The organism is Yoonia sp. R78084 (genome assembly GCF_044595625.1).
Taxonomy (GTDB): domain Bacteria; phylum Pseudomonadota; class Alphaproteobacteria; order Rhodobacterales; family Rhodobacteraceae; genus Yoonia.
Genome location: NZ_CP138993.1, coordinates 1,815,278 through 1,837,051, shown reverse-complemented (window position 1 = coordinate 1,837,051; position 21,774 = coordinate 1,815,278). Strand labels below are relative to the sequence as shown.

20 protein-coding genes are annotated in these 21,774 nt (G+C 59.1%); 19 read left to right on the top strand and 1 reads right to left on the bottom strand.

Features of this window, described 5'->3' with window-relative positions; translation table 11 throughout:
• Positions 1-48: 48 nt before the first annotated feature.
• The 18 genes from uxaC to SJY29_RS09310 all read left to right on the top strand — a co-directional run bounded on the left by uxaC (position 49) and on the right by SJY29_RS09310 (position 19,821).
• Entirely contained in the window at positions 49-1,455 is a 1,407-nt protein-coding gene (gene uxaC / locus SJY29_RS09395) for a glucuronate isomerase (protein ID WP_400082199.1), read from the top strand.
• 23 nt (positions 1,456-1,478) lie between these two features.
• Positions 1,479-2,459 (top strand): TRAP transporter substrate-binding protein, encoded by a 981-nt coding sequence (locus SJY29_RS09390; RefSeq protein ID WP_400082196.1) that lies wholly within the window; start codon positions 1,479-1,481, stop codon positions 2,457-2,459.
• Between the two features lie 67 nt (positions 2,460-2,526).
• Complete coding sequence (locus SJY29_RS09385; RefSeq protein WP_400082193.1) at positions 2,527-3,036, top strand: TRAP transporter small permease; 510 nt, start codon at positions 2,527-2,529, stop codon at positions 3,034-3,036.
• 1 nt (position 3,037) lies between these two features.
• A complete protein-coding gene (locus SJY29_RS09380) occupies positions 3,038-4,318 on the top strand; it encodes a TRAP transporter large permease (RefSeq protein ID WP_400082190.1) in 1,281 nt (426 codons plus the stop codon).
• Positions 4,319-4,326: 8 nt separating this feature from the next.
• Complete coding sequence (locus SJY29_RS09375) at positions 4,327-4,632, top strand: cupin domain-containing protein (protein WP_400082188.1); 306 nt, start codon at positions 4,327-4,329, stop codon at positions 4,630-4,632.
• A gap of 18 nt (positions 4,633-4,650) precedes the next feature.
• Positions 4,651-5,475 (top strand): 5-dehydro-4-deoxy-D-glucuronate isomerase, encoded by an 825-nt coding sequence (gene kduI, locus SJY29_RS09370; RefSeq protein WP_400082185.1) that lies wholly within the window; start codon positions 4,651-4,653, stop codon positions 5,473-5,475.
• On the top strand, positions 5,472-6,215 hold the full coding sequence (kduD, locus tag SJY29_RS09365) for a 2-dehydro-3-deoxy-D-gluconate 5-dehydrogenase KduD (protein WP_400082183.1): 744 nt from the start codon (positions 5,472-5,474) through the stop codon (positions 6,213-6,215). The genes kduI and kduD overlap by 4 nt, the downstream gene beginning before the upstream one ends.
• A complete protein-coding gene (locus SJY29_RS09360; RefSeq protein ID WP_400088883.1) occupies positions 6,193-7,629 on the top strand; it encodes a mannitol dehydrogenase family protein in 1,437 nt (478 codons plus the stop codon). The genes kduD and SJY29_RS09360 overlap by 23 nt, the downstream gene beginning before the upstream one ends.
• Positions 7,626-8,798 carry a mannonate dehydratase gene (gene uxuA / locus SJY29_RS09355; protein WP_400082181.1) on the top strand — a complete coding sequence of 391 codons (1,173 nt, stop codon included), beginning with the start codon at positions 7,626-7,628 and terminating at the stop codon, positions 8,796-8,798. Before SJY29_RS09360 ends, uxuA begins: the two co-directional genes overlap by 4 nt.
• A complete protein-coding gene (locus tag SJY29_RS09350; protein WP_400082178.1) occupies positions 8,791-10,314 on the top strand; it encodes a UxaA family hydrolase in 1,524 nt (507 codons plus the stop codon). The genes uxuA and SJY29_RS09350 overlap by 8 nt, the downstream gene beginning before the upstream one ends.
• The gene (locus tag SJY29_RS09345; RefSeq protein ID WP_400082176.1) at positions 10,311-11,696 is read left to right on the top strand and encodes an alpha-galactosidase; all 1,386 of its coding nucleotides are present in this window, start codon (positions 10,311-10,313) and stop codon (positions 11,694-11,696) included. Before SJY29_RS09350 ends, SJY29_RS09345 begins: the two co-directional genes overlap by 4 nt.
• The gene (locus SJY29_RS09340) at positions 11,696-12,580 is read left to right on the top strand and encodes a carbohydrate ABC transporter permease (protein ID WP_400082173.1); all 885 of its coding nucleotides are present in this window, start codon (positions 11,696-11,698) and stop codon (positions 12,578-12,580) included. The genes SJY29_RS09345 and SJY29_RS09340 overlap by 1 nt, the downstream gene beginning before the upstream one ends.
• Positions 12,581-12,584: 4 nt before the next feature.
• Entirely contained in the window at positions 12,585-13,496 is a 912-nt protein-coding gene (locus SJY29_RS09335; RefSeq protein ID WP_400082170.1) for a carbohydrate ABC transporter permease, read from the top strand.
• Positions 13,496-14,641, top strand: coding sequence for an ABC transporter ATP-binding protein (locus SJY29_RS09330; RefSeq protein WP_400082167.1), 1,146 nt, complete (start codon positions 13,496-13,498; stop codon positions 14,639-14,641). Before SJY29_RS09335 ends, SJY29_RS09330 begins: the two co-directional genes overlap by 1 nt.
• On the top strand, positions 14,638-15,900 hold the full coding sequence (locus SJY29_RS09325; protein ID WP_400082164.1) for an extracellular solute-binding protein: 1,263 nt from the start codon (positions 14,638-14,640) through the stop codon (positions 15,898-15,900). The genes SJY29_RS09330 and SJY29_RS09325 overlap by 4 nt, the downstream gene beginning before the upstream one ends.
• A gap of 66 nt (positions 15,901-15,966) precedes the next feature.
• On the top strand, positions 15,967-17,472 hold the full coding sequence (locus SJY29_RS09320) for a glycoside hydrolase family 28 protein (RefSeq protein WP_400082161.1): 1,506 nt from the start codon (positions 15,967-15,969) through the stop codon (positions 17,470-17,472).
• Positions 17,462-18,517, top strand: a complete 1,056-nt coding sequence (locus SJY29_RS09315) for a glycoside hydrolase family 105 protein (RefSeq protein WP_400082158.1) — start codon at positions 17,462-17,464, stop codon at positions 18,515-18,517. The genes SJY29_RS09320 and SJY29_RS09315 overlap by 11 nt, the downstream gene beginning before the upstream one ends.
• Entirely contained in the window at positions 18,517-19,821 is a 1,305-nt protein-coding gene (locus SJY29_RS09310; RefSeq protein ID WP_400082156.1) for a pectinesterase family protein, read from the top strand. The genes SJY29_RS09315 and SJY29_RS09310 overlap by 1 nt, the downstream gene beginning before the upstream one ends.
• Positions 19,822-19,852: 31 nt before the next feature.
• Here SJY29_RS09310 and SJY29_RS09305 read toward each other — a convergent pair whose 3' ends face one another.
• Complete coding sequence (locus SJY29_RS09305; RefSeq protein ID WP_400082153.1) at positions 19,853-20,308, bottom strand: MarR family winged helix-turn-helix transcriptional regulator; 456 nt, start codon at positions 20,306-20,308, stop codon at positions 19,853-19,855.
• 93 nt (positions 20,309-20,401) lie between these two features.
• On the opposite strand from SJY29_RS09305, the gene hmgA reads away from it, so the two are divergent.
• Positions 20,402-21,760 (top strand): homogentisate 1,2-dioxygenase, encoded by a 1,359-nt coding sequence (gene hmgA / locus SJY29_RS09300; protein WP_400082150.1) that lies wholly within the window; start codon positions 20,402-20,404, stop codon positions 21,758-21,760.
• The last annotated feature ends 14 nt before the right edge of the window (positions 21,761-21,774 follow it).

The window sequence follows — 21,774 nt, the reverse complement described above, 5'->3', positions numbered from 1 at the left end:
TACTAGTTAACGACGGGCCAAAAGCATGTCCGACGGCCGGGGGGATTGATGGCTTTACTTGACGAGAATCGTTTATTTCCGACGGATCCGGTGGTTCGTGGGCTGGCCCGTGAACTGTACGAAGGGGTCAAGCACCTGCCGATCATCAGCCCGCATGGCCATACCGATCCGCGCTGGTATGCCGAGAACGACGCATTTCCTGACCCTGCCAAACTGTTTGTCACGCCTGATCATTATGTTTTCAGGATGCTGCATAGTCAGGGTATCGCCCTTGAAGACCTCGGTGTGCCCCGCGTTGATGGCGGGCCGACGGAACAGGACCCGCGCAAAATCTGGTCGCTGTTTGCCAGCAACTATCATCTGTTCCGCGGTACACCGTCGCGCATTTGGATCGATCACGCGCTACAAGAGGTGTTCGGCGTGACAGAGCGCCTGTCGGCAGGGTCGGCGAACGCGATCTATGATCATATTGACGACTGTCTGAAGCAGGACGCATTTCGGCCGCGGGCCCTGTTTGAGAGATTCAACATCGAGGCGATCTCGACCACTGAAAGCGCCATTGATGATCTGAAGTGGCACAAGATGATCCGCGACAGCGGGTGGAGCGGCAATGTCGTGACGGCCTATCGTCCCGATTCTGTCATTGATCCGGAATTCGACGGGTTCGCGGACAACGTCGCAAAGATGGGTGACATGGCGGGCGAGGACACCACTTGTTGGTCTGGCTATCTGGCGGCACACCGCAATCGCCGCGCCTATTTCAAGCAGTTTGGCGCGACCTCTTCAGATCACGGTCATGCAAGCGCACGCACCGAAGATCTGCCGCAGGATGAAGCGGCGCAACTGTTTGATCGGGCGTTGCAGGGCAAATGCAGCGCCGAAGAGGCCGACCGCTTTCGCGGTCATATGCTGACCGAAATGGCGCGCATGTCGCTGGACGACGGGTTGGTTCTACAAATCCATCCGGGCGCAGTGCGCAACCATGCAGCGGGCGTGATGGCGCGCTTTGGCTGTGACAAGGGATACGATATTCCCATGCGGACCGATTATGTCACAGCCCTCCGCCCGCTTTTGAATGCGGTCGGTGGAGAGGCGGGGCTCACGATCATTCTATTCACGCTGGATGAGACATCCTATGCGCGCGAACTGGCCCCTTTGGCCGGTGTCTATCCTGCGCTGCGTCTGGGCCCGCCGTGGTGGTTTCATGACAGCTATGAGGGGATGATGCGGTTCCGTGAAATGGCGACGGAAACGGCCGGTTTTTACAACACAGTCGGGTTCAATGATGACACCCGCGCCTTTTGCTCAATTCCCGCGCGGCACGATGTGGCGCGCAGGGTTGACTGTTCGTTTCTTGCCACACTGGTCGCTACGGGCCGGTTGGACAGGGATGAAGCGCCCGAGGTTGCGTATGACCTCAGCTACCGGCTTGCAAAACAGGCCTACAAGCTCTGACGAGCATTTTCTGGGAGGAAAAAATGACTTACACCAAGACACTCGCTGCGGCCTTGCTGGCCACTGTCGCGACCGTCTCTATCGCGTCCGCCTGCGAGACGACACTGCGGTCGTCCGACACGCATCCTGACGGGTATCCCACGGTTGCGGCGGTCGCGGAAATGGGACGGCTCTTGGAAGAGCGTACCGGAGGCCGTTTGTGCATCGAAGTGTTCCACTCTGCCCAACTGGGCGAGGAAAAGGACACAATCGAACAAACACAGTTCGGCGTAATCGACATGAACCGTGTCTCGCTTGGGCCGTTTAACAACATTATCGAGGAAACGCAGATCCCGTCGCTGCCCTATATCTTCCGTTCGACCACGCATATGCACACGGTCATGGACGGTCCTGTCGGCCAGCAGATCCTTGATGCGTTCACCGATCACGATCTGGTTGGTCTGGCCTTCTACGATGGCGGATCGCGCAGTTTCTATAATTCCGAGCGCCCGATCAGATCAGTTGAAGATCTGGAGGGAATGAAGTTCCGCGTTATGCAGTCGGATATGTTTGTCGACATGGTTTCGGCGCTTGGGGCCAATGCCACACCGATGCCTTATGGTGAGGTTTATTCCTCGATCCAGACCGGCGTGATTGACGGGGCAGAGAACAACTGGCCGTCATATGACAGTTCAGGCCACTTCGAGGTGGCACCTTACTATACGCTCGACCAGCACCTGATCGTGCCCGAAGTCCTCGTCATGGCGAAATCCACCTTCGACGGGCTGAGCGCAGAGGATCAAGAGATCGTGCGGCAGGCTGCCAAGGACTCTGTCCCGGTCATGCGCGAGCTCTGGGCTGCGCGTGAAGCTGAATCCGAAGCACGCGTGCGTGCGGCGGGCGTCGAGATCATTGCTGATATCGACAAGACGCCGTTCATTGAAGCGATGGTGCCGGTCTACCAGAAGTATGTCACTTCGCCGGTATTGCAGCAAATGGTCGCCGATATTCAGGCCACCCAATAATCGCACAATCGGCCCGCCGCTTTCACGTGGCGGGCCGGTTTTCACGGGGAACATCATGCAGCGGACAATGGAAAAAATAGCGGTCTGGACAGGGCATCTTGCCCGGCTTGCCTTGTGGGCCGCAGGCATCGGGCTTGTTCTGATGACCTTGCTGATCGCCGCGCAGGTGGTGTGGCGCTATGTCCTGAACGACAGCATTGTCTGGACCGAACCCGCCTCTGTCATGATCATGGGGTGGTTCATCTTTCTGGGTGCTGCCGTGGGTATCCGCGAAGGCTACCACCTGTCCTTTGACGTTCTCCTTTATTTGCTCCCTTTGCGCGCCAAGCTGATCCTGTTCTCGATTTCGGACATTGCTGTGACGGCTTTCGGGGCCGGAATGATCTGGTACGGATGGCAACTGGCGGCGCGCACAGCAGGTAATATGCTGCCAAGCCTGGGGATATCGGGTGCGTTCGATTTCGCACCGATTGTCGCCGGTGGTGTCCTGATCGTTCTGTTTTCTATCGAGCGCGTGTTCCGCCGCGCGGCGGGCCTGCCCACGGCGCGTTTCGGCGACGATTCGGGGCCTGCGTAGCATGGAGCTTTATGTCCTCTTCGGGTCATTCGTTGTCCTGCTGCTGATTGGCACGCCTGTTGCGTTCTGCCTCGGGATCTCCAGCTTTGCGACGATCGCCTATCTGGACCTGCCGCCTGTTGTGGTGTTCCAGCGGTTGAATTCCGGCGTATCGGTCTTTGCCCTGATGGCCATTCCGTTTTTCATCTATGCAGGCGATCTGATGGTCCGTGGTGATATCGCGCGGCGCTTGGTGGCACTTGCCAGCGGTTTTGTCGGGCATCTCCGCGGCGGTCTGGGGCAGGTCAATGTGCTCTCGTCCGTCATGTTCGGCGGCGTGTCGGGGTCTGCGGCGGCGGATGCCAGCGCGGTGGGCGGCCTGATGGTCCCCCAGATGAAAGAGCGCGGCTATGACGTGGATTACGCCGTCAATATTACGGTTGTGTCGTCGATTATCGCGCTACTGCTTCCCCCGTCACACAATATGATCATCTATTCGATTGCCGCAGGCGGGCGTATTTCCATTGCCGACCTGTTCACTGCAGGGATCATTCCGGGCTTCTTGCTCGCGCTTCTGTTGATGCTGACCGCGTGGTGGGTTGCAAAGCGCAAGGATTACCCCGTCCAGCCCTTTCAGGGGTTTCGCATGATCGGCACGCTCTTTGTCTCGGCAGCACCGGGTCTGATCCTCGTGGCAATCATTTTTGGCGGGGTCCGTTCCGGTATCTTCACGGCTTCTGAATCGTCGAATATCGCGGTTGTCTACGCACTTTTGGTGACATTTTTTGTCTATCGCAGTCTGAGCTGGCACGACTTCAAAGAGGCCACATTCGCCGCCGTCCGTACCACGGCAATGGTTCTTCTGGTGATCGGCTGTGCCGCCTCTTTTGGCTGGCTGCTGGCCTATACCAAAGTGCCTGCTTCGATGGTCGCGCTGTTGCAGAACGTGTCGGACAATCCGATCGTGATCCTGCTGCTTTTGAACCTGATCCTGCTGATCCTTGGCACGTTCATGGATATGTCACCGCTGATCGTCATCACGACGCCGATCTTTCTGCCCGTTGCGACGGCCTTTGGCGTTGACCCGGTGCATTTCGGGGTAATCCTGATCCTTAACCTCGGCATCGGGCTGTGTACCCCGCCGGTGGGGGCCGTCCTCTTCGTGGGCTGCGCTGTTGGCCGGATTCCCGTCTGGGATGCGGTGCGCACAATCTGGCCCTTCTACGGGGCTGCGTTCTTTACCCTGATGCTTGTCACTTACATTCCTGCGCTGTCCCTGTGGTTGCCAGCGCTGTTCAGATGAGGCCCGCAATGTCCTATCCCGTCGTTCCAACCGACCCCGGCGTGACCCGCCAGATCCTTGCCGAGAACCCCCAGCTTATGGTGGTGGCTTTCAGGTTCGATGCGGGTGCCGAGGGCAAGCTGCACGCCCACCCCCATGTTCAGGCCACTTACGTCGAAAGCGGGCATTTCACCTTCACGGTTGATGGTGAGGTCCATGAGCTGGGTCCGGGCGACAGTCTTGTTATCCCATCCAATACACGCCACGGTTGTATTTGCGCCAAAGCGGGCAAACTGATCGACACTTTCACACCCCGTCGCGACGATTTCCTCTAAACCAGAAAGATCAAGAATATGCTGAGAACCGAAACCCGCCACGCCATTGATCCTGCCACGGCCAAAACGCTCGATACCGATCAGTTACGCGACCATTTCCACGTGGCCGGTTTGTTCGCGGATGGCGAGATCAATCTGGTCTATAGCCACTATGATCGCCTGATCCTGGGTTCAGCGGTGCCAGCAGGCAAGGCACTGACACTGGACAAGGTCGAGGCGACGGGAACGGCCACCATTCTGGAACGCCGCGAAATGGGCGTGCTCAACATTGGAGACACCGGCACAGTCAGCGTCGGTGGTGAGGACTATGAACTTGAGACTGGCGAGGTCCTGTATATCGGGATGGGCGCTGGGCCGGTCACATTCGCCGGTGCGGGGCGGTTCTATGTGCTGTCCGCACCTGCGCATCAGACCTATCCGACAACCCTGATCAGACTTAAGGATGCCCGCCGCGTCGAAATGGGCACGCGCGAGACCGCGAACGAGCGGGTGATTATTCAGTTCCTGCATCCCGAGGTCTGCAAATCCTGCCAATTGCTGATGGGCTATACGCAGTTCGCCGAAGGGTCGGTGTGGAACACCATGCCTGCGCATCTGCATGACCGCCGGATGGAGGCCTATCTTTATTTCCAGCTTCCCGAAAACCAGCGCGTTTTTCATCTGATGGGTGAACCCAGCCAGACCCGCCACATCGTGATGGCAAATGAGGAAGCGGTGATTTCGCCACCTTGGTCGATCCATGCAGGGGCCGGCACGTCGTCCTATACATTCTGCTGGGCGATGGCGGGCGACAACGTCGATTTCACGGATATGGATATGGTCGCCATGGGGGATTTGCGGTGAGCAACCCCTTTGATCTGACAGGCCGCCGCGCGCTGGTCACGGGTGCCAACACTGGCATCGGGCAGGCGATTGCCGTTGGGCTGGCGCAGGCCGGAGCAGAGGTGATCTGCGCCGGGCGTCGCACCTGTGATGAAACCGTGGGCATGATCTCGGATGCGGGCGGCAAGGCGTCGTCCGTGCGGGTTGATTTCGCTGACCCGATGGCGGGTCGGGAGCTCTTTGATGATCAGGCGATTGATATTCTGATCAATAACGCGGGTATCATCCGCCGCAACGACGCGGTCGACTTTACCGAAGAAGATTGGGACGCGGTTATGGATGTGAACCTCAAGGCGCTGTTCTTTACGACTCAGGCCTTTGCCAAGGCGGTCATGGCCCGTGGCGGCGCGGGCCGCGTCGTCAACATCGCGTCGCTTCTATCATTCCAAGGTGGTATCCGCGTGCCAAGCTATACCGCGTCGAAACACGGCGTGGCGGGGCTGACAAAGCTGCTGGCCAACGAATGGGCGGCCAAGGGCATCAACGTGAATGCTGTAGCCCCCGGATATATCGAAACCAACAACACCGAAGCACTGCGCGCCGATCCGGATCGCAACAAAGCGATCCTTGAGCGTATTCCGGCAGGCCGCTGGGGTGAGGCCTCTGATATTGCAGGGGCTGCGGTCTATCTGTGTACGCCCGCAGCCGGCTATGTGCACGGTGCCGTTCTCAATGTCGATGGAGGCTGGCTTGCCCGCTGACGGTCAAACCTCTGCCGCCACGCGGCCCGCCACCGGGATCGTGCATCTCGGGCTTGGTGCGTTCTTTCGCGGCTTTGGTTGTGTTTATGTTGCTGATGCCATGGCCGCGTCAGGGGGTGACTGGGGCATTGCCGGTGTGTCGCTGCGCAGCCCCGCGACCCGCGATGCGCTGCGCCTGCGCGATTGGCGCTATACGTCTGTGACGCTGGCACCCGAAGGCGAAGCGCCGCGTGATATCAGTGTTTTGAACGATGTGCTCGTCGCGCCGGAAGACCCCGAAGCGGTGCTTGCGATCATGGCCGATCCTGCCGTGCGGATTGTCACGCTGACCGTGACCGAAAAGGGCTATTGCCATAATCCGGCCACCGGAGAGCTGAACCTCGACCACCCGGATATCCAACATGATCTGACGCAGGACCTGCCCGTTTCTGCACCGGGCTTTCTGGTGCGTGCGCTGGCGCGACGCAAGGCCAATGGCACGGCGCCGTTTACCGTGCTGACCTGCGATAACCTGCCAAAGAATGGCAAGCTGGTACGCGGCATGGTCCTGCAACTGGCCAGCCGGATTGACCCCGCGCTGGCGGACTGGATTGCGCAAGAGGGCAGGTTTCCCTCCACGATGGTGGATCGGATCACCCCCGCCACGACCGACGCCGACATTGCGCGTATCACGACACTGACCGGCACACCCGACGCAGCACCCGTGCTGCACGAGCCGTTTTCCCAATGGGCGGTTGAAGATGATTTCGTGGGCAACGCTCGCCCCGCCTTGGAAGATGCAGGGGTCGAGATGGTTGTGGATGTGACAGCGCATGAAGACATGAAGCTGCGGATGCTGAACGGCACCCATTCTGCACTGGCCTATACCGGCTATCTTGTCGGGCATGAAACAATTGCCGATACGGTCGCGGATCGCGACTTTGCCCGTTACGCGCGCGCCTTATGGGATGAGATCATGCCCGCTGTCACCGCGCCTGAAGGCGTCAGTCTGACTGACTATGCCGATGCGTTGATGAGCCGCTATGCCAATCCTGCAATCCGCCACCGGACATGGCAAATCGCGATGGACGGCAGCCAGAAACTGCCGCAGCGGATCCTTGGCACCGTAAGGGATAACCTTGACGCAGGCCGATCTGTCGAGGGGCTTTGCACGGCCATTGCAGCATGGATGCGCTATGTTAGCGGGACCGATGAGGCAGGCGAATGCATTGATGTGCGCGATCCGCTTGCCGACCGCCTGCATGCACTGGCGCAAGCACAGAACAGCCCTGCGGACATCGTCGCTGCCTTGCTGTCGGTCGAAGAGATATTCCCCGCTGATATGGCCGTGCGTCTGCAAGATCCGGTGACACGCGCGGCGACGGTCCTCTGGGACAAGGGCGTGCGCGCCGCCATCGCGAGGGGCGTATCATGATCGAAAGCTGGCGCTGGTATGGTGAATTCGACAGTATCTCTCTGGCAGAGGTGGCGCAGACGGGCGCACGCGGTATCGTTACCGCCCTGCATGACATCCCCTACGGCGAGGTCTGGCCGCAAGAGGCTATCGCGGCACGCAAGCGCCAGATCATGCAAGCGGGCTTTGACTGGGTCGTGGTCGAAAGCCTGCCAATCCATGAGCGCATCAAGAAAGGTGAGGGCGATCTGTCCGCCTTATTCGCAAACTACCGCCAGTCCATGGCCAACCTCGCAGCCGTAGGTGTAAAGACGATCTGCTACAACTTCATGCCGCTGCTGGATTGGACCCGCACCGATCTTGCCGCCCCCGTCACGGGTGGGGCCACGTGTTTGCGCTTCGATGCTGTCCGCATGGCTGCCTTCGAGGTCCATATGCTGGGTCGTCAAGCGGCCGAGGCCGCCTATTCCGACGCCGTCCTTGCGCAGGCGGGGGCGTGGTTTCAGGTGGCGAGCGACGACGAGCGCAAGGGTCTTTTGTCGGCGATCATGGCAGGTCTGCCCGGGGCTTTTGACCGTTACGATATTGCTGGTCTGAGGGTTGCGCTTGCGGCCTACGACGGGATTGATCGTGCGGCTTTACGCGCCAACTACAAGAGGTTTCTGGTCGAGGTTGTGCCCGCCGCCGAGGATTTGGGTATACGTCTTTGCGTGCATCCCGACGATCCGCCGCGCGACATTCTGGGCCTGCCGCGCATTGTCTCGGATGCCGACGATCTGGATTGGGTTTTGGAGGCTTATGACAGTCCTGCCAACGGGATTACGTTGTGTTCCGGCTCGCTTGGCGCAAACCCAAAAAATGATGTGCCCGCGATTGCGGCAAAGGTGGCCGACCGCATCCATTTTGCCCATCTGCGCAATGTGCGCAAAGACGCGGACGGATCGTTCGAGGAAGCAGCACATCTGGACGGTGACACCGATATGGTCGCTTTGATCCGCGTCTTGCTGGACGAAGAGACGCGCCGTCGCGACGCCGGCCGCGCGGATCACGCAATCCCGTTCCGGCCCGATCATGGCCACCACATGTTGTCGGACCTGACGCGCGATATGATCCCGGGCTATCCGCTGATCGGGCGTTTGCGGGGGCTGGCGGAATTGCGCGGTGTCATCAGGGCGTTGAACCATGCGTGAACCTTTGATCCTGCACCCCAACGATACCGTCGCGGTTTTGACCGAACGCGCGCTTGTCGGTGCTGATCCTTTGGGTCTTGGCGCGCCTTTGCCAGCGGCTATGGCATCAGGCCACAAGATCGCGCGGGTGGCGATGCCTGCGGGTGCGCCGGTTATCAAGTTCGGACAGTTTATCGGGCGTGCTTCGGTGGCGATTGCCGCAGGCGAACACGTGCACACGCACAATTGCGTCTTTGCCGAGCGCGATCAGGATTATGCCATCGGTGCGGACCTGAAGGCAGCTTTAGCGGCAGTCCCCCAGATGGAGGCGCTGCGTTTCGCGGGATATGCCCGCGCGGACGGCCGCGTTGGCACGCGTAACTACATTGCACTGGTGGCCACCGTGAATTGCTCGGCCACTGTGATCCGGCGCGCCGCAACCGAGATCGAGGCAAGCGGGCTGCTGGTAGATTATCACAATGTCGACGGAATCGTGGCGCTCGCGCATGGCTCCGGCTGCGGGATGGCGGACAGCGGACGCGGGTTCGACATCTTGAACCGTGTCTTGTGGGGCCACGCGACACACCCCAATGTCGGCGCGACAGTGTTCGTGGGTCTCGGTTGCGAGGTGATGCAAATTGCGCGGATGCAGGCGCGGTTCGGTGATGCGGGTACCGACCGCTTCCACGCGCTAACCATTCAGGATACCGGCGGCACGCGGGCCACGATTGACGCAATTAAGGCGCATGTGACGCAGATCTTGCCGCAGGTGAACGCGATCACCCGCACCAGCCAGCCGATGAGTGCCTTGCGTATCGCCCTGCAATGTGGCGGGTCGGACGGTTTTTCGAGCATCACTGCAAATCCGGCATTGGGCGTCGCCAGTGATCTGATCGTCGCACAGGGTGGTACCGCGATCCTGTCGGAAACGCCCGAGATTTACGGCGCAGAGCAGTTGTTGTTGCGCCGTGCAAGCAGCCGCGCGGTGGCTGACAAGCTGATCGCGCAGATCAGGTGGTGGGAAGACTATGCCGCGCAAAACGGCGGTTCAATGGACAACAACCCCAGTCCGGGCAACAAGCAGGGCGGCATCACGACGATCCTTGAAAAGTCGCTGGGGGCAGTGGCGAAGGGTGGTGCGACCCCGTTGGTGGCAGTCTATGACTATGCCGAACAGGTTACGGTGTCCGGTTTTGTCTTCATGGATACGCCCGGATATGACCCTGTGTCGGCGACCGGGCAAATCGCGGGGGGCGCCCAGATTGTCCTGTTCACCACCGGCCGCGGTTCGGCCTTTGGCTCGAAACCCGCACCTACCATCAAACTGGCCACTTCGGACCGCCTGTTCAGACAGATGCCGGACGATATGGACCTGAACACCGGTGACATCGTGTCAGGCGGGATCAGTCTGGCGGAAAAGGGCCAGCAGATATTCGACCTGATCCGCGCGACCGCTTCGGGCCAGACCACCAAGTCAGAGGCCTTGGGTCTTGGCGACAATGAATTCGTACCTTGGCAAATCGGAGCAGTGATGTGACCGCAACCCCTGTTACCATAGCCTACATCGGTGGCGGCTCGCTGAATTGGGCGACCAAGCTGATGGCCGATCTGGCCCATGACACGACGCTGGCGGCACAGGTGCGGCTTTATGATATCGACCACGCTGCTGCGGAAAGAAATGCCAAAATCGGGACGCGGTTCGCCGATGTCTCCAAGGGAACGCCGGCGCGCTATGCGGCCGTGCCCTCGATTGAGGAGGCATTAAGCGGGGCTGACGTCGTTGTCGTATCAATCCTGCCTGGCGCCTTCGATGATATGGCCTGCGACGTAGACATCCCCGCGCGCTATGGGATCAAGCAGGCCGTGGGCGATACCGTGGGTCCTGGCGGGTTTGTGCGGGCGCTGCGTGCCATTCCGATGATGATCTCGATTGCAGAAGCAATCCGCGCAAATGCGCCGCGCGCTTGGGTCTGCAATCTGACAAATCCCATGAGCGTGCTGACCGGTGCAATGTATCAGGCCTTTCCTGCGATCCGGTTGTGGGGCGAGTGCCACGAGGTGACGAAGCTGCGCCATCAGGTGGCGTGGATCGCGAACCAAGAGGCGGGCGCGGCGCGCTACAGCCACCGTGATGTTGAGGTCAACGTTTTGGGCATCAATCATTTTACCTTTGTCGATGCGATCGGCCTTGAAGGGCGCGATATGTTGCCCGCCTACCGCGCCTTCGCCGGTCAGCACGGCAACAGCGGCTGGTCCCCGCGCGAGATTGATCCGACGGACGAACATGATCTGTATTTCATGGACCGTAGCCGTGTGAAGTTCGACCTGTATCGCCGGTTTGGCATTCCCGCAGCCGCAGGCGACCGTCACCTGGCCGAGTTTATGCCGCAGGGCGAATACCTCGACTTGGCCGCAGATTGGGAGTTCACGCTGACGCCGGTGTCTTACCGCGTCCGTGACCGTGCAGAAAAGCGCGCACGTGCCGATGCTTTGGCGGCGGGGCAGGGCGTGCCCTATGCCGACCGGTCGGACGAGGCCCTCGTTGACCAGATCAAAGGGTTAATGGGTCTGGGCCAATTCGTCAGCAACGTGAACCTGCCCAACCGGGGGCAGATGGATGGTCTGCCGCTGGGCACGATTGTGGAAACCAATGCACTGTTCTCGTCTCTGGGTGTGACACCTTTGGTGGCCGGGCGGATGCCCGATGCTTTGCTGGCGATCACAGCGGATCATGCAGCGCGTCAATCTGCCTTGCTGCAGGCGGTTGGTGAAGGGCGCTGGGACGATCTGTTTGAGCTGTTCCGCACCGACCCGCTGGTGGTGCCACTCCCTGCGGAGACGGCGCGGCAAATGTTTGATGAAATGGTGCAGGCAACTGCACATCATTTACCCCGAGATCTGTTGAAGGAGGCATCGTAATGGGTGGTGACAGCAAGTTTTTGGGGATGGCCTATGTGTCGCCTTACATTATCGGGCTGTGCATATTCACAGCGTTTCCGTTCTTGGCATCGCTCTATCTGTCGTTCACGGATTACGATCTGTTGTCGACACCGGAGTGGGTTGGCCTTGATAACTACGAGCGTCTTTTCACCCGCGATCGCACGTTCAGCAAATCCCTGACCGTGACACTGCTTTATGTGTTCATGACCGTTCCGCTCAAGCTGGGCTTTGCGTTGCTGGTGGCGGTGGTGCTGAACTACAAACTCAAAGCGATCGGGTTTTTCCGCACGGCGTACTACGTCCCGTCGGTGCTGGGTGGGTCTATCGCGATTGCGGTCCTGTGGCGCTATATCTTTGCGGACGTGGGCCTTGTGAACATGGGGCTGACGGCCATCGGCATGGAGCCTGTCAACTGGTTTGGCGATCCGCAGAATGCTCTGTTCACCCTGACGCTTCTGCGCTGCTGGCAGTTCGGATCGGCGATGGTGATCTTTCTTGCCGCACTGCAATCGGTGGACAGATCGCTCTATGAGGCCTCCAGCATCGACGGTGCGACCAAGTGGCAGCAATTCCGCTATATCACCGTGCCGCTGATCACGCCGGTGATCTTTTTCAACCTGATCATGCAGACAGTGCAAGCGTTTCAGGAATTCAACGGCCCCTACATCATCACCGACGGTGGCCCGCTGAAAGCCACCTATCTGCTGCCGCTTTATATCTACGACAAGGCCTTCAAGAGTTTTGACATGGGCTATGCCTCTGCCATCGCCTGGATCTTGTTCGTGATCATCATGGTTTTGACCCTGATCGCCTTCTGGTCGTCGAAAAAGTGGGTCTATTACGCCGGCGACAAGAGGAGCTGAGACAATGGTATCCTTACCTGACCTAGAACCAATGCCCCTTGGCGAACGCACGCCTTCCGCGCAGGAACTCAAAATCCAGCGCGCGCAGCGCCGCGGTGCCATCATCCGCTATGTGATCCTGACGTTGTTCGGCCTTTTGATGCTGTATCCCTTGATCTGGCTGGTGGGCGCATCCTTCAAAACAAACGAGGAAATCTTCAGCTCGGCGTCATTCTGGCCGGAAAATCCAACCGTGCAGGGCTATATCGACGGCTGGGAAACGTCGACGCCCTATACCTTCGGGCGGTTCTTTCTGAATTCGCTTTATATTGTTATCCCCAAGATGCTGGGCACAGCAATCTCGTCAGTGATCGTGGCCTACGGCTTTGCCCGATTTGAATTTCCCGGCAAGAAGATACTGTTCGGCATTCTGATCGCCACGTTGCTGTTGCCCGATGTGGTTACGCGCATTCCGCAGTATCTGCTGTTCCGCGAGTTGGGCTGGCTTGACACCTATCTGCCGCTGTTCGTGCCGCAGTGGTTCGCGCTTGAGGCCTTTTTCGTCTTTATGCTGATCCAGTTCATGCGGTCGATCCCGCGGGACATGGAAGAGGCCGCGCGCGTCGACGGGGCCAACACCTTTCAGGTGCTTTGGTATGTCGTGGTGCCGATGCTCATGCCTGCCATCATTTCGGTCTGTCTGTTCCAGTTCATGTGGACCATGAACGACTTCCTTGGACCGCTGATCTACATCTCTTCGGTCGAGAATTATCCTGTCTCTCTGGCGCTGAAGCTCAGCATCGACACAACCGAGGCGTTCAACTGGAACCAGATCCTTGCAATGACTGTGCTCGCACTGACGCCGTCACTGATCGTGTTCTTCATCGCCCAGAAATATTTCATCGAGGGCATCTCAACTGGGGGGGTCAAAGGCTGATGGCTGATCTTCAACTTACATCTGTCGAAAAGATCTATGGCGGCGGTTTCAAGGCGGTGCATGGCATTGACCTGCATGTTGCGGACGGGGAGTTCATGGTGCTGGTCGGCCCGTCGGGATGTGCCAAATCCACCACATTGCGCATGATTGCAGGGCTGGAGACGATCACAGGCGGCGAAATCCGCATTGGTGAGAATGTCGTCAACGATCTCGTACCTGGCAAACGGGGGATCGCGATGGTGTTCCAGAACTACGCGCTTTACCCGCATATGAAGGTGCGACGGAACCTGTCGTTCGGTCTCAAGCTCAAACGTGAACCGTCAGCCAAAATTGAAAGCGCGACACACGAGGTCTCCGGTATTCTCGAGATCGAGGAGCTTCTGGACCGGTTGCCAAAGCAGTTGTCGGGCGGTCAGGCGCAGCGTGTCGCTGTCGGCCGTGCCCTGATCAAGTCGCCGGACGTGTTCTTGTTCGACGAGCCTCTGTCGAACCTTGATGCCAAATTACGCGCCTCGATGCGGATGCGCATTACCGACCTGCATAAGCGCCTGCGCGATGAAGGGCGCCCTGCGACCGTGGTCTACGTGACCCACGATCAGGTCGAGGCAATGACCATGGGCGACCGCATCTGCGTCATGAAAGATGGCCATATCATGCAGGTCGCCGATCCGGTGACACTCTATGAACGTCCTGCCAATGCTTTTGTTGCAGGGTTTATCGGGATGCCGGAAATGAACCTTGCGCCTGCGGTTCTGGCCAATGATGGCAAGCTGACGATTACGCTGGCCGGTCAGACGATTGCGGTGCCCAAGGGGCTGGCCGAACGGCTCGCGCCGCATGAAGGGCCTGTGACCTTCGGTATCCGTCCGCAACACGTCGAGATCGTGGATGCGGACACCGCCGATGCGTTCTCGGGGACGGTCCATAACATCGAGTTCATGGGACATGAAGTGAACCTGCATGTTCACGTGGGCGAGAGCAATTTCATTGCCGTTATACCGACCGACAAATTCGACACGGAAATCCAACGTGGTGACGCCGTCTGCCTACGACCTGACGGCGCACGTATTCATCTTTTCAACGCGGAAAGCGGTGCGAACATCTCGCTTGCCGACCAAACCACTGTCATAGGGAGGAACACATGACATATTTCAAGACATTTATCGCAGCAGCACTTGCCACAACGACTGTGGCCGGTACGGCATATGCCGAGGAATTGCGGATGAGCTGGTGGGGGGGCGATAGCCGCCATGAGGCCACTCAGGCGGCACTTCAGGTCTGTGGCGAGGCGCTGGGCCATACGATCAAGCCCGAATTCACCGGTTGGTCCGGCCACTTCGAAAAAGTCGCCACTCAGCTGGCGGGCGGCACCGAGGCCGACATCATGCAGATCAACTGGCCATGGTTGCCGATTTTCTCGGAAAACGGTGACGGCTTTGCCGATCTGCGGGACTTTTCCGACACCATCGACCTGTCGCAGTGGTCCGACGAAGAGCTTGAGGCGTCCAGCCGCAACGGTGCGTTGAACGGTCTGCCCGCGTCTGTTTCGGGCCGTATCTTCTTTTTCAACAAGACCACATTCGACAAGGCCGGTCTGGCGATCCCGACCACCTTTGAGGAACTCATGGCCGCAGGTCCGGTCTTTGCCGAAAAGCTGGGTGACAACTACTATCCGCTTGAAGGTATCGGTCTGGATGCCTCTTTGCTCATCCAGATGATCGTGACCCAGCAGACTGGCCGCTCCTTTATCAATCCTGAAACCAACGCGGTTCAGTGGTCACAGGACGAATTACAGGCTGGTATCGACATGTATCAGGCCATGGTCGACAACCATGTGATCAAGGGTTGGCCAGAGCGCGCAGCGCAAGGCAACATTGCCCTACATGAAAACGCCGACTGGACCTCTGGCCAGATCGCGGGCAGTTATCAGTGGGATACGACCTATTTCAAGATCTCTGATCCGCTGTCGGACGGGCAAGAGCTTGTGCCTGCAGGCCTGTTGCGGGTCGCGGGTGCGCAGAATGACGGTGTGTATCGGAAGCCGTCCATGGTCTTCTCGATTTCGGCCAATTCGCCGAACCAGCAGGCGGCCGCAGAAGTGCTGAACTGTCTGTTGACCCAACCCGAAGGGATTGCGGCGATGGGCTCGGCACGCGGCGTGCCATCGTCGGATGTGGCCGCGGCACAGCTACTTGAGAACGGCGGTATCAAGCAGATTCAGGTAGATGCGCAGAACATGGTGATGGAAGCCAATGCGCCAGCAATCAGCCCGTTTAATGAAGACCCGGATGTACGCGCGGGTATCGAAGACACGCTTGAACTGTTCGCCTACGGTGAATTGGACAGCGCAGAAGCCTCAGAAGAAATCCTGATGCTTGTGAATGAAGCGCTGGAAGACAAGTAAAAACAACTGCGGGCGCCGGTCTGGTCCGGCGTCCGCATTATGCCCCTTGGCAGGAAGAAACCGAACGTGCTGAGCGCCCTTGCAGTTACGCCTTACACGGTGACCGTTCTCATCCACGCAGATACGGCGCGGTATCATCTGGAAAGGCCCTTCTCATGGCGCCTTGAAGGGACGGAACTGCGCGGCGTTTCGGACATTGTTCCAGTATTTCTTGAAGGCCTCCTTCCAGACAGGGTTTATACCTTCTGGGCAGGTCAGGAGAAATTGTTCTTTCGCACGGCGCCCTGTGCGGGTTTGATCGACGCGGCTGATTATGGCGTCTCACCCGATGCAGCGGACAACGCCCCCGCCTTTGCCGCGGCGGTAGCCGCCGTTCCAATGGGCGGGACCTTGCGCGTGCCAGAAGGGCGCATCGCCAGCGGGCCGATATTTTTGAAATCAGACATGACCTTTTGGTTGCCGGAAGGCGCAACGCTTGCTGCTATAGCCGACCGCGCGGGCTGGCCGATCCTGCCCGACCATGACGCCGCTGGCCGCGTTGTCGGCACGTGGGAGGGGTTGCCCGCCGCGAGCTTTGCTTCGCCTGTCACGGCGATCGGGTGCAACAACCTTGCCATCACCGGACGCGGGACACTCGATGGCGGTGGAGACCGTGGTGATTGGTGGACATGGCCCAAGGAAACCCGCGAAGGTGCCCGCCGCCCGCGCACGCTGTTTCTGGCCCATTGCACCGATGTCGTCCTGTCCGGCATGGGGGTGTGCAATTCGCCATCCTGGACGGTGCATCTCTACCGTTGCGACCGTCTGACCGCCGCCGCCATGCGGATCACAAACCCTGCCGATAGCCCAAATACCGACGGGTTTGATCCCGAAAGCTGCACACAGGTGCAGGTGCGTGGTCTGCACATCAGCGTCGGAGACGATTGCATCGCAGTCAAGGCGGGAAAACGCGGAACGGGAGAGGACACGCGCGACGATCACATCGCTCCGACGCGGCATCTGACAATCGCGAACTGCCTGATGGAGGACGGCCACGGTGCGGTCGTCATGGGGTCGGAGATGAGCGGTGATATCACGGATGTAGACATCACGCGTTGTGAATTCAAAGGCACAGACCGCGGCTTGCGGATCAAGACGCGGCGTGGGCGCGGGGGGCAGGTCGCCCGCATAGCGATGGTTGATGTCGCGATGGACGGGGTGGGGACGGCCCTTGCCATCAATGCTTTCTACTATTGCGATGCGGACGGGAAATCGGCGGCGGTGCAATCGCGCGATCCCGCGCCGGTTGATGACACCACGCCGCTGATTGCCGACATTACTGTCACGAATGTCCAGTTGCGCGGTGTGCGCCACGCTGCGGGCGCATTCCTAGGCTTGCCCGAAGCGCCCCTGCGCGGGCTGCGCTTGACTGGCGTGACGGTGGGCTATGACGCCGACGCAGAGCCGGGCGAAACGCTTATGGCCTGTCATTTGCCCAGCGCCCGACACGCAGGATTGCTGCACCGGTTCGCGCAGATCGAAACGGATGCCGCTTTGACAGATTTGCTTGAGGATATGACCGATGTTGGCTGAGTTTCTGGATGACTACGCACGCAGCTATCAACCCTACAAGGGGGGGAAGTGGTGCTATGAGGATGGATGCCTCTATCGCGCATTGGAGCTGTGGCACGTCGAGACCGGAGAGGCGCGCTGGCTTGATCATCTGGACCGGCTTGCAGATCCTCAGATCGGCCCTGAGGGGGACCTTTTGGGCTACGGGCTCTCTGATTACAACATCGACAACATCCTGCCTGGCCGCACGCTGCTGTATCTGTATGGGCTGACGGGCGAGGCGCGGTACAGGAAGGCCGCTGATTTGCTGGCGCGCCAGTTGCAGACACATCCCCGCACGCAAAGCGGCGTTTATTGGCACAAACTCCGCTATCCTTGGCAGATCTGGCTGGACGGGTTGTATATGGGTCAGCCGTTCCGGATTGCACATGCGCAGTTGAGCGGGGATGAAGCCGGTGTCGCGGACAGCCTGGCGCAGCTTTCGACCGGGCTCAATACGCTTATTGATCCTGCAAGTGGCCTATATTGGCATGCATATGATGAAGCCCGCGAGCAGCCGTGGGCAGACCCCGGAACCGGGTTCAACAAGGCGTTCTGGGCCCGCGCTATCGGCTGGCTGGCGATGGCATTGGTGGATGTTGCGGATCTGGTGGGTGAGGATTTCGCCCCCTTGCGAGCGCGCACCTGCGCCCTTTTGGAAAAAATCGCGGCCTTGCGGGTTCCGGATGGTCTCTGGCTTCAGGTGATCGACCGGCCTGATCTTGAAGGCAACTATCAGGAAACCTCGGCCTCTGCGATGTTCACCTATGCGCTGTTGCGCGGGGCGCGCTTGGGCCTCAACGACATCGCCGACGGTTTGGCACCCTTGGTCATGGACAAGGCGCTGCGCCCCAAGGCGGGCGGCGGGCACGAGATGGTCGAGATTTGCGAGGTCGCCGGTCTTGGCTGGTACGAGAACCGCTTCCGGGATGGCAGCGCCGCGTATTATCTGACGGAGGCACGCGTCAAAGATGACGTCAAGGGCGTCGGGCCGCTGATGATGGCGGCGGCTTTGATGCAGCGCTGATGCGACCCCAGTTGAGCGAGGAAGAAGCGGACAGATTTCGCCGCAACAATGTCTTGCGTTACGTAAGGACAGCGGGAGCGGAGCGGGATGATCCATGGTCCCCGACGCCACTTGATGCAGCGGGGCTCACGCCGGACTATGTCGTTGGGCCGGGCGGTGGGTGCGCCTCAGTGCAAGAGGCGGTGAACCGTGCCTTGCGAGAACAGCGCAAGGGCCGCGTGATCATCGGCGTTACGGCGGGGCTTCATCGCGGACTTGTCTACGTGCCGCCTGCATCTCTTGCGGTGACCTTGCTTGGATTGGGGGCGTCTCCGTCCGATGTGGTTCTCGCCGAGAACATCGACGCCGAAATGCAGGGCTCTGAATTTACCCGCCGCTTTGCTGCACATTTTGCTGAGGCGCCTGAGAGTATCACAAAGCTCTATCGGCGCATCGCAGGTCTATCCCCGATCAGTACGGCCAATGCGTCTGTTGTGCGTGTCGAGAATGACGGCTTCCAGCTTTTGAATTTGACCGTTCAGAATACCTACAATTGCGACCGCTCTCGGGGCGGCGATCTGGCCGTGAATGCCCTTGGCCAATGCCGCAACGGCCAACATCAGGCGGTGGCGCTGCTGGTCGCGGGGGCGGATCGCGTGCAGGTCCAAAACGTTGCCCTGCGCAGTTTTCAGGACACGCTGTATCTGCAATCTCCCCGAAAGGGCGAAACTGTCCGGTCTTGCTTCACGGACTGTGAAATCGCAGGCGATGTGGACTTTATTTTTGGCCAGTCGACAGCATGGTTTGAGGGCTGCACCATCCGGTCTCTTGGTGGCCGTGCCGCGACGACATGGGCGACGGCACCAAGCACTGACATCCGCACATCCTATGGATTTGTGTTCGAAGACTGTGATTTCATTCATGATGGATGCGCCAAGGGAAGGCACTTTCTGGGCCGACAATGGTTTGAAGGAGTGCGCGCAACGCCGTTCGGGACGCCCGATATTGCGGGCTACCATGTCGTGATGGGCCACCAGTCTGCCTATGATCCCCCGCGTGGAACGATCAGCACTGCGACGCTGAACTCTGTTGGCAAATGCGTTATCATGCGCTCACGCATCGGAGATCATATCAATGGCGCTGTGCCGTGGGATGACTGGGGGGGCAATAGATGGAATCCCCGTTACCGGCCCGCGCTTTATTGCGCGCGAGCTATGATTGAATATCTGCAGGACTGGCTTGACGCGCAGGGGCAGGGCTATGCAGATTTGGACACCGATGCGCCGTTTCTTGCCGAGTATGTGAATTCGGGTAACGCTTCGTAAAGGCCGGTTTGGTAAGGCTTGCCATCTGATCCTAAGGCAGGTCCGCCAGTTGCCGAAGGCAGCGGCGCAGAATTGCGTTTTCCTCGGCTGTGAATTGCGCGGAAACTTCGCGATCAAACTCTCCCGCCTTTCCACACAGGGCCTCGTAGGCCTTGTATCCCTCTGGTGTCAGGCACAGGGTTTCAAAGCGGCGGTCATCTAGGTCTTTCTGACGCCTCAGAAAGCGGAGTCTTTCCAAAGCGCTGACAGCACGGCTCACTTTTGTTTTATGCGTCCGCGCACGGGCGCAGATATCACGCGCGGTCATGTCGCCGTAGCGGCCCAGATGAAACAGCACACGCCATTCGGTGCGGGTCATGCCGTATTGGGTCTTATAGCTGGTCTGGAACCCGCTGCTTGTGACCTCACCGGCAATATTCAGCAGATAGGGCAGGAAATCCTTGAGGTCGAAATGCGCGTCATCGTCCTCGGGGTGCGGGGCTCTCATAGGACATTTCCGTTGATAGTTACATTTTCAACTAATACCAAAGCGGTAGTTTCAAATGCAACGATTCGATCTGATCTGCCGGAAGGGGTTTCCATGAACAAGCAATCGCCGCGTTCCATGCAAGTCGCGCAATCTCCCGTCGGGACAACCGAGGGCTATATGCCGGGGTTCGGCAATGATTTTGAAACCGAGGCGCTGCCCGGCGCATTGCCGCAGGGCATGAACAGCCCGCAGAAATGCAACTACGGTTTGTATGGTGAGCAGTTGTCGGGAACGGCATTTACAGCCCCCAGCCATCAGAACGAACGTACATGGTGCTACCGCATCCGCCCGTCGGTCAAACACTCTGGCCGTTACAAGCGCATTGACGTCCCTTACTGGAAATCCGCACCGCATGTGATTGATGACGTCACCAGCCTCGGGCAGTACCGCTGGGACCCGCTGCCCCATGCCGAAAAGCCGCTGACGTGGGTGACAGGCATGCACACGATGACCACGGCGGGTGATGTGAACACGCAGGTCGGCATGGCGTCGCATGTCTATCTTGTGACGCAAAGCATGAAGGATGCATATTTTTATTCGGCAGACTCCGAATTGCTGGTGGTGCCGCAAGAAGGGCGCCTGCGGTTCTGTACGGAACTTGGCATTATTGATCTGGAACCCAAAGAGATCGCAATCCTGCCGCGGGGGCTGGTGTACCGTGTCGAAGTGATCGAGGGGCCTGCACGCGGTTTCGTGTGCGAAAACTACGGCCAGAAATTCGAACTGCCCGCGCGCGGGCCGATCGGGGCCAACTGCATGGCCAACCGGCGTGATTTTAAAACGCCTGTTGCCGCCTTTGAAGACCGCGAGGTGCCAAGCACGCTGACGATGAAATGGTGTGGGCAATTCCACGAAACCGAGATCGCCCAAAGCCCTTTGGATGTTGTGGCGTGGCACGGCAATTACGCGCCGGTCAAATATGACATGCGCAATTACTGCCCGATCGGGGCCATCCTGTTTGACCATCCCGATCCGTCGATCTTTACCGTACTGACGGCGCCATCCGGTGTGCCCGGCACGGCCAATATTGATTTTGTCCTGTTTCGCGAACGCTGGATGACAATGGAGGATACATTCCGCCCCCCTTGGTATCATAAGAACGTCATGTCCGAGCTGATGGGCAATATCTATGGCAAGTATGACGCCAAGCCGAACGGCTTTGCCCCCGGATCCATCAGCCTGCATAACATGATGATCCCGCATGGCCCCGACAAGGAAGCGTTCGAGCGGGCGTCGAACGCGGATCTCAAACCGGAGAAGCTCGATGAGACGATGTCGTTTATGTTCGAAACGCGTTTTCCGCAGCACCTGACGGCATTCGCCGCGAAAGAGGCACCGTTGCAGGACGATTACATTGATTGCTGGGCGTCGCTGGAAAAGAAATTCGACGGGACACCGGGCAAAAAATGACGCGCCGTGCATAT

Coding starts and splice junctions, on each gene's coding strand:
- uxaC (WP_400082199.1), top strand. CDS start 49: ATGGCTTTACTTGACGAGAATCGTTTATTTCCGACGGATCCGGTGGTT.
- SJY29_RS09390 (WP_400082196.1), top strand. CDS start 1,479: ATGACTTACACCAAGACACTCGCTGCGGCCTTGCTGGCCACTGTCGCG.
- SJY29_RS09385 (WP_400082193.1), top strand. CDS start 2,527: ATGGAAAAAATAGCGGTCTGGACAGGGCATCTTGCCCGGCTTGCCTTG.
- SJY29_RS09380 (WP_400082190.1), top strand. CDS start 3,038: ATGGAGCTTTATGTCCTCTTCGGGTCATTCGTTGTCCTGCTGCTGATT.
- SJY29_RS09375 (WP_400082188.1), top strand. CDS start 4,327: ATGTCCTATCCCGTCGTTCCAACCGACCCCGGCGTGACCCGCCAGATC.
- kduI (WP_400082185.1), top strand. CDS start 4,651: ATGCTGAGAACCGAAACCCGCCACGCCATTGATCCTGCCACGGCCAAA.
- SJY29_RS09360 (WP_400088883.1), top strand. CDS start 6,193: ATGGAGGCTGGCTTGCCCGCTGACGGTCAAACCTCTGCCGCCACGCGG.
- uxuA (WP_400082181.1), top strand. CDS start 7,626: ATGATCGAAAGCTGGCGCTGGTATGGTGAATTCGACAGTATCTCTCTG.
- SJY29_RS09350 (WP_400082178.1), top strand. CDS start 8,791: ATGCGTGAACCTTTGATCCTGCACCCCAACGATACCGTCGCGGTTTTG.
- SJY29_RS09340 (WP_400082173.1), top strand. CDS start 11,696: ATGGGTGGTGACAGCAAGTTTTTGGGGATGGCCTATGTGTCGCCTTAC.
- SJY29_RS09335 (WP_400082170.1), top strand. CDS start 12,585: ATGGTATCCTTACCTGACCTAGAACCAATGCCCCTTGGCGAACGCACG.
- SJY29_RS09330 (WP_400082167.1), top strand. CDS start 13,496: ATGGCTGATCTTCAACTTACATCTGTCGAAAAGATCTATGGCGGCGGT.
- SJY29_RS09325 (WP_400082164.1), top strand. CDS start 14,638: ATGACATATTTCAAGACATTTATCGCAGCAGCACTTGCCACAACGACT.
- SJY29_RS09315 (WP_400082158.1), top strand. CDS start 17,462: ATGTTGGCTGAGTTTCTGGATGACTACGCACGCAGCTATCAACCCTAC.
- SJY29_RS09310 (WP_400082156.1), top strand. CDS start 18,517: ATGCGACCCCAGTTGAGCGAGGAAGAAGCGGACAGATTTCGCCGCAAC.
- SJY29_RS09305 (WP_400082153.1), bottom strand. CDS start 20,308: ATGAGAGCCCCGCACCCCGAGGACGATGACGCGCATTTCGACCTCAAG.
- hmgA (WP_400082150.1), top strand. CDS start 20,402: ATGAACAAGCAATCGCCGCGTTCCATGCAAGTCGCGCAATCTCCCGTC.